Consider the following 12,046-nt stretch of genomic DNA (forward strand, 5'->3'; position numbering starts at 1 on the left):
GGGCGGCTCGCCAGCCCTTGACCCGGCGCTGCAGGGTGCGCAGCAGGCTGTCGGGGTACTGGCCGGCGTGCTGCTCCTGAAGCCACTCCAGCAGCGTCAGGGCCTGGAGGTCCGGGGTGGCCGCCAGCTGCGGAACGAGCACTTCATCCCATACGCCAGCGAAGGGGTCTGGCCGGGTCCGCCAATGGCGAGTGGTCGTCGGCTCGGAGGACTCGGCTCGGCGTTCGAGGCGGCGGGCGGTGCTGACGGAGAGGCCGGCCTTGGCGGCGGCGACTTCTTGGGTCTGGCCTTGCTGACGTTGGGACATGTAGAGCGTGACCTGTTGGCTGGTGACCGCCATACCGGCTCCCTGGTGGGTCGGACGAGCGGTCAAGCTTAGGGCAACCGGTCAGAATAGTTGTCGTCCACCGGCCAGAGTAATTGTCGCTCTATACTCTACCCCATTTAAAGGCAGCGAAGACACCACCAAGAATGGTCACAATTGCTGCGATAGTGCCTATTAGTTGATAGTCCATAATTCTTCGCTATTATTGCCTAACGGTGATTAGACTGCCCATCCTATGATTGGTTGATCCTGCCTGCGTGTTCATTCGTGTTATACCGCACGTCATTGATACCCCAACCTATTAAAATATCCGAATATTAAGTATAATTCAGCGGTATAACACCAATCATCGTGCCGGCTGCACAACACTAATGTACGGGCTGGCTGCATTTTCCGGACCGGCCGCTTAGGGTCGTCATCTGCCTAATCCTATTCATCATAATCTAAACTTCCGCGTCCAGCCAAGAGTAAGATTGAGAAGATTCTAATTAATCTCGCTAATTCCTCAGAACTACGTCAAAGATCAGGTGAGGCGTGGACATCTTGATGCACTAGTTTGGCATGGGCCTCACGACGCCGAGATCACCTGAGAAACAATTGATGCCGAAGATAGAGCTAACGCAACAATAGAGAGCCACAAAGTCCAAGCAAATTTCCGATGCTCTGCATCATGTTCCGCTAAGGTCGCTGCCAAGAATGGAAAATGAACACAGTGCATTTGATCTCCAACTTTCAGAGTGAAGAGGTGAACCTCGGCGCCTCCGTCTTGTTTATAGCGATACTTAGCATCCAAGTGGTAGTACAGGCGACCAAAAAGTAGCTGTGGTGTGCAACCTAGCTTCGCGGCAATTTCCCGCACAGAAATTGGAACATATGGATCGTTTTCATGCTTTCCTTTTGGCAGCTCTGGGCCGGGATACGATCGCAGGTGCATGTCGTATATACAACGCAAAATCTTACGATCAGTAACTAGAGTTCTTTTCATATTCAACATTGATTAAACTGCCCGCCTCATGTTTGGATTAACGAACCTGCTGCATTTGCCGAAACGGCCGCTTAGGGTCGACAATTGCCGAACGCCATACATCAGCATAGACTAACATTCCTCATTCGACCCAGGCTGTGTGAAAACGTTTGAAGCATCTCGTAGAGGTTAAAAATTGATCAACATTGGCGATTTCTCGCTCATTCTGAGGAAGCTGTGTGGCAAAACCTTTCCAGATTTAGCGTACGAACGCCATCTTCAAGGCGGCTCAGGAGTTTTCACACAGCCTCGGCCAGGAGCGAACGTATACTTGACGGCAGAGCCAAGCGTAAGCAAGTCAGGAAAAGCCCCCTAATTCACTGTCCAGTGAGTCAGGCATTTGCTTGACAATGGACTAGAGCACCACCCGCAACCGCCGAGCGCGCTCCTTAAATGCACGTTCGCCACCCTCCAAAATCTCGCAAACTCTTCGCCGTATATCCGGGTTCTCTAAGCCACCACACTCGTACATGATCTCGGGCAACTTCCCCAGCCTATGGTGACTACAGGAGGCAATGATGACTTGGTCGGCGTCGGTGTTCACGACGAGGTTGGCGTTGTGCGTCACGATGATGATTTGACGCCGCTTCTTGGCCTCACGAAATCTGGTCACCAGTTCCTCGAAGACCGATTGGGGGTCAAGGTTCTCCTCAGGCTGGTCGATGATGAGCGGCCGGTCGTCCTCAGCGTCTATCGACAGGTACAAAAGCAGGAGCACGATCCCTCGAGTCCCTGGCGAGAGCTGCTCGATCTCCACCCCATCGTACTGCAGGCTGTAACCTACCGTGATGTGGTCTGTGCTGTACAGCCAGTCTGAGATGCGACGAGCCCACTCGCGGAACTCACTTTTTTCCGGCTGATGCGCCCGTAGTTTTTCCTCGTTTTCCCTCACGAACTCAAGCAGCGCAGTAGCCGCTTCAGCCGCTGACCCAGTCTGCCAGGCAGGCATCAGCGTCCCCTTGGCGGCCTGCAGGACCTGGCCACGCCCACGGAACGGACCGGTGCGGAGGTCAAGCAAATCTTCGCCTGCCTTAGCCCACTTCTCGATGTCGACGTTGCGCTTGACGGTGAAGCCGAGGCGCTCCATCGAGCCGGTGTCGGCGGCGACCCTCTGTTGGATCGGGGCGTAGAGGTCCTTCAGCTCCTGCTCTTCCTCGACGATGGCCTCGAACACACCCTCATAGGCGGTTCGGCGGAGCTGGGTCAGCTCTTTAATCCGGACGTTCGCCTCGCGAGCGCGCTCGATCTGCTCATCGAGCTTTACCAAGGCGCTTTCCGCCTTCGTGATCTTGTCGCTAAGCGCGGAATAACGCTTGATTTTCGTGCTGTCGGCACCGACCAGGAGATTGAGGCGAGCGACCTCACAATCGAGCAATGAGAGGGTCTGCTGGTTGAGATCTGCACCCTCAGGAATGAGCGACACATTAGGGTCTGCCCCTTCGCTGATCGGCGGGGTGACATCGGATGGTCCTTTCAACTCGGCTACCAGCGAATTCACCTGGCGAAGCCGGTTCGCCAACAGTGTGTCAACATCCCCGACGAAGCCCACCTTGAACTCGTTCCAGTCTGCCTCGGACAGGCCAGTGTCTGGACGCTCCTGCTTTAGGCCGTCCAATATCCCAGGAGCACGACGAGTGCGGAAGTCCTCGACGTCCCCTTTCAGATGAAGCAGCGTCTGGTAGCGCCGCTTAGCCCGCTCGACCTGCAGTCGCGTCTGCTCGGCTGCCTGCGACACCTCCTCCAATCGCTTGGTTCGCTCCTCGTTGCCTTTGGGAACTAGTGACTTGCGGTCGCGCTTGTCAAGCTCGATCTCCTTAGCCTTCTCACTGCGGTCTTTGATGAGCCCCTCCAAGCTATCCTTGAGGCTGCGCTCTTCCGTCAGGTCGCTGGAGGCCTTGCGCAGCGTTTCCTGGTGGCGTCGGCGCTTCTGGCGAGTGCCTTCAAGCCGCAGCTCGAGAAGTTCCTGAAAGGAAGAGGCACCCATACAATCGTCCCGCGTATGCGCGTCGAAGATGACCCGTTCGATCTCTGCATTGAGCGGGTTGCTCGTATCTTCAGCCGAGCACAACTTATCCACGAACTGCTGAGAGAGGTACTGGACGTGAGGGGTGTCCAGGATATTGTCGATGTCCACGGAAGAGACTTCGTTGCAGGTGGTCTCGCTGTTCTCCCAGGTTAGCTCCGCCTTACAGGTGCCTAGGTGCTCTTTCGCCCGGAAGACAAACGACTCCTTGTTGAGTTGAGTCGAGAGTGCATAGCCACCGGCAGCGACTAGGTCGGCAAGGGCTGTTTTCCCGGAGCCACGCGCACCGACTACAGCAACCAAGCCAGCGTTGAGCGGGATCGATGCCTTCCTGAGCCAAGGCGCGCCGGAGACCGTCAGAGCCTTGATCGTGTGGCTCTGAAGGGAGCCACGGGGAGGCTCGAGCCCTATGACCGCTCGTTCCTCAGGCTCCAGGCAGGTTTGGCGCAGAGATTCAAAGGTGAGGTCGCCCTTGATCCAGCAGTAGCGCTGCTGGTCTGGCGCTCCCACTCTAACTGCAGTATGCGCGTCCGACCCATGGAGACAAGGCTTTCGGCCATTGTACTGCTCGTCAAGCTCTTGCACTGAAAGCGCGCCCTGGCCGAGCCAGAAGCTGATCTGCTTTGGGTTGGAGTCGAAGATTATGTGGGCCAGCTGCTCAATATTCTTCCGCTGGGCGGCCCATGAATCAGTCGAGTCTCGCAGTCCTGAAGTACCGTCTTTCTGGCCACCAGCGACCGCGATCAGAGCATTGTGCTTGATCCATTCGTGCTTCCCCAGGGCGGCCTTCAACTGATCCAGGCTAACTTTGAACTGGTTCGCACCGACGGAACGGGCAGCATCGGGATCAGTCTGTTCGGGCTTGTGCTTCTTGCCCAAGCGGATTAGGTCCTCCCGATGGCAGCGGAAGTTCTCCCCCTGGTAAGAAAATTCGAACTCGAGTAGAAAGCGCTTGATTCGGTCGACGTGATCCGAGTCATCGGGTGGGAACATGAGATGCAGATTGACCGCGGCCCCCCTATTCGTCTCGATATTGAGACGGAGTTCCACGTTCGGAAAAACCAGACCCACGTGCGACAGCCGTCCTTGGCGTTTGAGCTCGAGCACCTTTTCATAAGGATCGATTCCAAAGTAATCGGTGATGCCCAGCGCCCTAATCGCTGGGTTGGAGGCCTCCACCTTGGAGATGAATATCTCCCACGGGTCGGCTCCACTGTATTGATCATTTAGGACGGTGCCAGGCGTGTGTATGTGTGGGTCCCATCGATGCCACTCGGAACCACGATCGCTGTGCAAATCATTGCCTATCTTCATTGATTCCTCTGCCGTGCTTTTCAGGCGCCTCTTGGGAGGCATCAGCGTTCTTGTACTCTATCTCAATCGCGCAATGAACAGTAGCAACGAGTCCCAAGCTTGAATACCACTGCAAGTCAACCGCTTGGCCGGATTCGGGCTTTTGAGCGCTACCCTGGAAAGCTACACGCGGTGCCTTAAAACGTCAGGGGCGCTCCGCAACTTGCAGTTCAATGACCACTATTGTCCATCGACTACGGAAAGCATAGAATCAGCGTAGCCTAATATTAATAAATCGGCCAGAAGCGGACATTGAAATTTGCCTGACGTATAACGCCGCGCACAATGGCGCGAACTCAGTGAGCGTCCGGCGCCGCCAGGCGCGCATTGGTACGCTTTGTTATGCGCGGCATCAAATATCACCGCTATTCCTCCATAAATCCCACAAAGTTGCCGTCGGGGTCTCGAAGAAATCCTGTCCATAGCTCGTGGGCTGGCATTTTGGCGGCGAGCTGTGGGGCGCGCTCATTGTTGGCACCACGCGCAAGGATAGAAGAATGGGCCGCTTAGAAGTTCGGGGGGTCAGGTCTTGCTTCTTGCTCTTGGTGGAAATGGAAAGAGACAAGACTTGACCCCATAGTTAAGGAACCACTGATCAATTCGTCTCTGAGCGGCTGAAGTGCTCAGAGTGACACAATCACCGCGTCAGCGATCATTTTCTGACCACCTCAGGTGGTCTGTTTTCCCTGGCAGCCGGGGTAACCGGCTGCCAGGCCAGATTCAAGGGGCACTGGCCCCGTCAACTCGGCCCTTACATCGTGTCGCCAGCACCAAGTTGGCCAGTCCGAACAGACTGAATAGCTGCGCCTGGTTCTTGGCCAGCCCCTTGTAGCGCACCTTCCGGTAGCCGAAGAGGTTCTTGATGACATGAAACGGATGCTCGACCTTGGCGCGGATACTGGCCTTGGCCTTCTCGATCGCCAGCAGCAGCAATGGGGCTGTCTTCCATCTTCTTGATGGGGCTGCGCTTGGCGGCAACACAGCAGCGGGAGTCCGGGGCATCCTTCTCTTCGTCCAGGTACTTCCCCATGCCGGTGTAGCCCGCGTCGCCGTATACCTGCTTGTCATCGTCCCGGACCAACTGGCCCGCCATGGTGACATCGGCGACGTTGGCCGAGGTAGTGGCGACACTGTGGGTCAGTCCGGTGACCGCATCGACGCCGATGTGGGCCTTCAGGCCGAAATACCACTGGTTGCCCTTCTTGGTCTGCTTCATCTCCGGATCGCGTTGCTTGACCTGGTTCTTGGTAGAGGGCGCGGCAGCCACGATGGTCGCGTCGACGATGGTGCCCTCGCGCATGAACAACCCTTGCTCGGCCAGGTGGGCGTTGATCACCTCTCAATCCGTTTAGGTGACAACTACGTTGACGCATAGGGTCGGCAAGGGCATACCACTGCTGGAGGAAGTAGACGCGCAGCATGCGCTCCAGGCCGATCGGCGGGCGCCCACGCTTACCAGCCGCATTCGGGAAATAGGACGGCGACAGCGCCTCGATCAGCCGCTGCCATGGCACCAGATCCTCCATCTGGGCCAGGAACCGCTCGCGGCGGGTGACCTTCTTCTTGTTCTGGTACTCGGCTTGGGCGAACGAGATCTGCTTCATCGGGTGGCTCTGATCAGACGGTGGCAGGAGGGCCAAATTCTACCCCGCCGATGGCTGCCAAGCAGCTGCGCCGGGATTTGTGCAGCGTTTCCTTAATTCACGGACGCTATTCGTCTGGGTTTCCGGCCTCCTGTGGGTCGACTGGCGGACGTTCCTGCAAACGCCACCTTCGAACGACACTTTCGACATATTCGGCACCATGGTCCGCCGCCGCCCAGCGTGCTGCGAAAGGGACATCTGCGCTCTGAGGTTGATGTTCTTCGGCAAGATCGTTGAAGCGCAGCCGCACCGGCACGACTGTGCCTTCCCCGACGACCAGTGCTTCCTGCGTCCTCAGGGTCGGAAGAACGTTGACGAGACTGCGCACGGAATCCGGCAATGCCCGTTGGACAAAATTTTGGTCCTGCTCATTGCTCATGCGAAGGGCAATCAGCGTGTTGCACTGCGAGAGGATGGACTCGGCCAGCTCGGAAGGCCGCTGAGAAATCAGGCCCAGTCCCACCCCGTATTTTCGGCCTTCTTTGGCTATGCGCGATAAGGCCTGTTTGGTTGGCTGGAAGGCGGCGTCGTCACGGCGCGGCGCATAGCGATGCGCTTCTTCGCAGACCAGAACGATCGGCACCTGCACCGGTCTCGGACTCCATACCGCAAAATCGAAAATCATCCGGCACAGCACCGAGACAACAACATCGACCACATCCGAAGGAACGCCCGACAGGTCGATAATCGAGAGCGGTTTGTCCGATACTGGTATGCGCAGATATTGTCCGACGATATCTTTCAGTTCGTCCGAGACATTTTCGTCGGGCCGAATCAGAAACGAAAACCGGCTGTCTTGCTGCAAGATCTGTATTTTGTTCTTGATTTTCAGGTACGGGTCTTTCTTGGAATCCTGGGGCGGCATGTTGGCTTCCACATGCGCTAGGAGTTTGCTCAACTTGTAGGGAACCGGCGTGTCCACAGTGATTTTCTCGGGAGAGATCCCTTGCACCCCGAAGTCCTGCCGGGCAGCCAGAATGGCATCTTTTAGAATGTTGGTCTGGCTAGTCGCAACAAATTCCGTTTTGCCGATAAATAGCGCCATACTTTCTTCGAAATTCAAGAGCCAGTGCGGCAAGTTCAGACTAGTGGGGTCGATGATTTCCGCATTGTCCGGAAATGCCCGCCGATATTCGTTGTGAGGATCTAGCAGGATCATATGCGCTTTAGGGGCCACATCGAGTATCGAGCGAAGGAGAACAGTCACCGAACACGATTTTCCCGAACCGGTCGTGCCCAGCACAGCGAAATGCTTGCCGAGGAGCTCGTCGGTGAGCAGATAGACAGGCAGCGACGCCGCTTGAGAAAGAGTGCCCACATGGATGCTCGGCTTGTCCGGTCTATGGTAGATGCGGGCCAATTCCGAGACGCTGGCGACAAAGATACCCTGGCCGGGAAGTGGATAAGTAACAACGCCGCGTTGGAATGAAAACTCACTCTCCCCAAGCCCGGTGCGGACCGCCTCGCCGAACAACTCGATTTCCAGCCATTTGGCATCGGATGCTGATTCAAGGTGAGCGTCGTAATCACCGTCGAGCAATGTCTCGGTCATGCGCAGCGCGGTCACGACGCCGAATACAAGTTTGTCTCCGGCCTCAATCTTCACGATAGAGCCGACCTGACCCACCGTGTAGCGACGGCTCTTGTAAGTGCGGTGCAAGTCTTCCACAGTACCTTCAAGCTCGCCGATGACTTTCGATCCGGAGACCTCGACAACGCGGCCGATTTTTAGGATTGGATCGCTCATGCCGTTTTCCCCGCGATGAAATCGACCAGGTTCTCGAATTTCCAGAAATCCCCTTTGAGAACAGCGTTAGCGGCATCGGCATCAAGGGCATGGCCGATGAATGTGCCGGTCTGGTCGTTGCCAATGAAGGCGTTAAAGCGAGAATCGCACCGCGCGCTAAATGCGGTCAAACGCTCGTCTTGTTTGCCGCGATCCTGTTCGGGACCAACAAATGCAATAATAGTCAAGTTGCTGTTGTTGGCATTGACGGCATCACAAATCGCTTCGTTTATGTGCTCGTCATTGAAACTATAACCAAGCACGACTAGACAATTGTTGACGCCTGGAATTCTGAGCCGGTTCCTGAACCTACCAATTAATGTCTCGTAGACACCGTACTGGGTTTGAAGATATTTCTGCTCGGAAGGGTAGACAACAATCGGCTCGTCAGCCGCATCCTCATTGGCATTGCGTCCGCGCCGAACACACCCGCTTGTATCGCGCGTCCAATTAATCGAGCCGTGGAGTTTAAAAATTCGGTACGCTATCCCGACACCGGCTTCATCGAATGTACTTGAATCAAACCAGCCTCGATTGGTGCCTCGGAAGCCGTCTGTGTATGGCAACCTTACAGAATCCAGACTGGCCTCCAGCAGCGTATCGTAGTTCAGGCTGAAAATGTCGCGGGGGCTGCGATCACGCGGGCCACGCAGCCGCTGCAAGAACCGTTCATGGTACGAACCGGCCTTCCAATCATCCGCAACTTCTGTGACGATCTTCTTTTTGATTTCAGCGAGCCAGGAATCGATCTCACCGACACTCACGCCGTGACCGTCGGCGTTGGTAATGGTGTCCAGAATGTCTCGGTATCTCACTAGGTAATTAATCAGATCTTCGATGGTTGCCGGACGCTCGCCTGAGGCCTTAAGTGCACCAAAATGCTCTTTGAGCTTCGCGTCGGCATCATTCAAAACATTCTCGGTCAGTTTTCCGATGAGCGGTTTTCCCTCGCACATGCTGCATCCCGCTCCCAGCAGGAAGCAGGTGTCATTACCGGTCAGCCACTCTGTAATTTGCTCTCGTACTTCAGTTGTCATTTATTATTTCCTCTACAGAGTCCAATCAGTGTGCATGCTGCATATCCCCAATGAACGTGCCTGCTCCCTTTGCCGCCATGTCGCCTTTGGGTCGTCAACTGCCTCAACCATCCCAACGGCATAGCCTAAAGTTCTCAATCCGGCCATAAGCGGATGTTCAAAAAATCCTCATATAACGCCCGCAGCACGCGCAGCTTTGTAGTGAAAGCGGAGCCGCAACGGAAAAGCTGTCGCCGTGCCTGCGATTGTTATGCAATGTTGCCATTAAAGCTCCAGGCGCCTGTTCTAATGTGATTGAAGTTTATTGCATTACTGAACTTACCGCTTACTTCCAAGTATAAATCGAGATCAGCAGTAAGCAGGTTAGTAACGCGTTTAGATTTTTTTGCTATACCAGCATCGGTGACACCAAGCTTTAAAACGCATGGGGCGGTGAATATCCCTCTACTGTCCATATTCGACTCTTTAGAACTTGACACTAGCTCAGATAGAATCGTCAATAGCTGTTCAGCCTGAGCTTCGTTTGTTTGCCTAACGAGATTAGAGGTCTCAGCTACAGACTGGCTCGTAATCCATAGCTCTTGATAATTATCGAGCGCGCGCCTTAGGGCTAAAAAGTCATCTGGCGTATAATTCTTCGTTCTTTTATGAATCCCAATTATCGATGGGTCGAGCAACCCGACGACCAGAACCACTAAAAGATTTGTATCCAGCAGCACGCTCTTAGGCATCTTGCTCTCGAATTTTTACAGACTTGATCTCGCCATCTTCTAGTATCTTCACTACCCGATACTGACGCTTTGGCTGCATTGGTTGTAATGCACTCCCAATTCCTTGGCGCTGATGATCCCAGGGGCGAGAGAAACCCACTGTTATGTACCATCCTGCGGGATGATCTGTGTATTCAACCTCTTCTAAACCAACGTTTGAGTTAGTATCAAGCTCAAATAAATCGGTTACATGTTGAATTGCTGTTTTCACAGCTTCTTTTACATCCATCTCTGAAGCTCCTTTGAATTGCATAACAGGTATTAGACTGCATGTTCTGATATTGGATGAACGCGCCTGCTGCCTTTGCCGGCATGGCCGCTTTGGGTCGTCATCTGCCAATTTTAGCATAAGCTTACTCCTCAAATCTTCCATCCGGATAAAAGCGGAAAATCGAAGATTATTAATATAATGCTTTCAGAATTCGCGCCCTCGAAATAGAGACGAAGGCATAATGTTTAAGGCGTCGCTAGGCCTTCACTGGTTATATTATTTCCCACGCTCTCCAAAAAGTTTTATCCAAAGTGCAAAACCCTTCTGCTGAAGTCGATACTCCCCCCGTTTCGATTGATTTCGAAGAATAATTCTTCGAGAGGTCAGCGCTTGCAATGCATTGTTTAAAGTCTGCTCTGATCCGGAAAACATATCCTTGATGTAACTTTTCGTTGTCCAATCATTCATGTTTTCAGCCATGATGCTCAGGACCGCACGGTATTCATCTGACTTGATTTGCTCATGATACCTTGAAGCATAGTATCGCGAACCGATGGCGTCCAAAGCGCCACCTGGGTTAAACGCACCTGAAAGAACATCATCCTCAGAAATCTCACCGTCAGAATTAAACTCAAATGCGGAATAGGAGAATTGCTGAATAAAGTGAGGATAGCCTTCCGATAAAGTCGAGATATGAGATTTCGCCGACTTCGTTATCGTTGTTTTCTCGGCATTTACTTCATTACCCCTCTCAACCCCTTTTTCAATCACATAGTAGCGATCTTCCGGCCTCAACTCTTTTATTTTTAACTCAGAAAATATTCTTAGCGATGACTCATGGCTTGAGTATAGTTTTTCAGAAATCTCAGGAAGCCCAGCAGCAACAAACATCACATTGCTGCAGTCATGCTGCTGAAGCATTTCAGTAAGAACTTTAAAGAAGTATCCTATTCTTAGTTCTGGAGGTGAATTGTCAGATTCATCAATAAAAAAAGCTATTCCATCTTTCTTTTCTTCACCTTTCTCTGGTGAAGTCAAACGCATACAAGTTTGAGAAAGCGAATATGCTAGATCATCAATCAACAGATCGGGGTCCTCAACGACTGCAGCCTTCTCTACCCCAGAATCCATAACTTTAATTCTCTGAACAAAAGACCAAGTATCGTCAAGAAAATTCCTAACTTTTTCGACCTTTCCAACCTTCCTTTTTATATTCCTTTCAATGAGCTTTATTAGGGTTACCAAACCCATCTTCTCTGAAATAGATATATTTATTACTATAAAGTCGAAACGCTCAAAGTCTGGGCTTTTAATACTCCCGTCAGCCAATGGTCGCATATAATTCAATAGGGAGGATTTACCAATACCGCGCTCCCCTGTTATCAAAAAATTTAATGGGTTGCCATTCTTGGTCTGAAAAAGACCCTTTTCAAGGATCTGTATTTCCTTTAGACGACCAGAAAACATTCCCGGGGCCACCGGGCCATTAGGCTGAAAAGGATTTATTTTTCCCACAAGCCCTCCATTCCATGCAATATAAAAGCAATTATGATTGACCATTCAATTATTGACTTTAACACACTGACGCATTCATTTGGGTGATAACATGCCGATCAGAGCCGAACTACTGAAATTCATTAAAATTTAGTATAGCTCGGCAGTATAGCACCAATCATCGTGGCGGCTGCATAACACCGGTAAGCGTGCCCGCAGCATTTGCTTCCATGACTGCTTTGGGTCGTCAGCTGTCGAAACCATTACATCAGCGTGGCCTAACATTCCTCAATCGGCCAGGAGCGGCCGCTGAGAATTTTCTAACGCCAGCACCAGGGGCGCGACGTCAGGAGCGTCCCTTGGCTGCATTTGTTAGACTC

The 12,046-nt window shown here is 53.0% G+C and carries 7 protein-coding genes and 2 pseudogenes; all 9 read right to left on the bottom strand.

Going from position 1 to position 12,046, the window contains the following annotated elements:
* A pseudogene (locus tag MKP05_RS19320) lies at positions 1–340 on the bottom strand (IS21-like element ISSpu15 family transposase); the annotation flags it as partial.
* Between the two features lie 553 nt (positions 341–893).
* Positions 894–1,319, bottom strand: a complete 426-nt coding sequence (locus MKP05_RS19325) for a hypothetical protein (protein WP_240569793.1) — start codon at positions 1,317–1,319, stop codon at positions 894–896.
* A 385-nt stretch (positions 1,320–1,704) separates the two neighbouring features.
* Positions 1,705–4,686 (bottom strand): TrlF family AAA-like ATPase, encoded by a 2,982-nt coding sequence (locus MKP05_RS19330; RefSeq protein ID WP_240569794.1) that lies wholly within the window; start codon positions 4,684–4,686, stop codon positions 1,705–1,707.
* 759 nt (positions 4,687–5,445) lie between these two features.
* A pseudogene (locus tag MKP05_RS19335) lies at positions 5,446–6,329 on the bottom strand (IS5 family transposase).
* Between the two features lie 106 nt (positions 6,330–6,435).
* Positions 6,436–8,115, bottom strand: a complete 1,680-nt coding sequence (locus MKP05_RS19340) for an ATP-binding protein (protein ID WP_240569795.1) — start codon at positions 8,113–8,115, stop codon at positions 6,436–6,438.
* Complete coding sequence (locus MKP05_RS19345) at positions 8,112–9,191, bottom strand: SIR2 family protein (protein ID WP_240569797.1); 1,080 nt, start codon at positions 9,189–9,191, stop codon at positions 8,112–8,114. Before MKP05_RS19345 ends, MKP05_RS19340 begins: the two co-directional genes overlap by 4 nt.
* A 248-nt stretch (positions 9,192–9,439) precedes the next feature.
* Positions 9,440–9,922: a PIN domain-containing protein gene (locus MKP05_RS19350; protein WP_240569798.1), complete on the bottom strand. Its 483-nt coding sequence runs from the start codon at positions 9,920–9,922 to the stop codon at positions 9,440–9,442.
* The gene (locus MKP05_RS19355) at positions 9,915–10,190 is read right to left on the bottom strand and encodes a hypothetical protein (RefSeq protein ID WP_240569800.1); all 276 of its coding nucleotides are present in this window, start codon (positions 10,188–10,190) and stop codon (positions 9,915–9,917) included. The genes MKP05_RS19350 and MKP05_RS19355 overlap by 8 nt, the downstream gene beginning before the upstream one ends.
* Positions 10,191–10,448: 258 nt before the next feature.
* Entirely contained in the window at positions 10,449–11,732 is a 1,284-nt protein-coding gene (locus tag MKP05_RS19360) for an ATP-binding protein (RefSeq protein WP_240569802.1), read from the bottom strand.
* Between the last annotated feature and the right edge of the window lie 314 nt (positions 11,733–12,046).

Origin of the sequence: Halomonas flagellata (assembly GCF_022487945.1) — a bacterium.
Lineage (GTDB): Bacteria > Pseudomonadota > Gammaproteobacteria > Pseudomonadales > Halomonadaceae > Halomonas > Halomonas flagellata.

What these genes read in the sequence shown, in the direction of transcription:
- MKP05_RS19350 (WP_240569798.1), bottom strand. Translation starts at nt 9,922, where the DNA reads ATGCCTAAGAGCGTGCTGCTGGATACAAATCTTTTAGTGGTTCTGGTC.
- MKP05_RS19360 (WP_240569802.1), bottom strand. Translation starts at nt 11,732, where the DNA reads ATGGTCAATCATAATTGCTTTTATATTGCATGGAATGGAGGGCTTGTG.
- MKP05_RS19345 (WP_240569797.1), bottom strand. Translation starts at nt 9,191, where the DNA reads ATGACAACTGAAGTACGAGAGCAAATTACAGAGTGGCTGACCGGTAAT.
- MKP05_RS19325 (WP_240569793.1), bottom strand. Translation starts at nt 1,319, where the DNA reads ATGTTGAATATGAAAAGAACTCTAGTTACTGATCGTAAGATTTTGCGT.
- MKP05_RS19330 (WP_240569794.1), bottom strand. Translation starts at nt 4,686, where the DNA reads ATGAAGATAGGCAATGATTTGCACAGCGATCGTGGTTCCGAGTGGCAT.
- MKP05_RS19340 (WP_240569795.1), bottom strand. Translation starts at nt 8,115, where the DNA reads ATGAGCGATCCAATCCTAAAAATCGGCCGCGTTGTCGAGGTCTCCGGA.
- MKP05_RS19355 (WP_240569800.1), bottom strand. Translation starts at nt 10,190, where the DNA reads ATGGATGTAAAAGAAGCTGTGAAAACAGCAATTCAACATGTAACCGAT.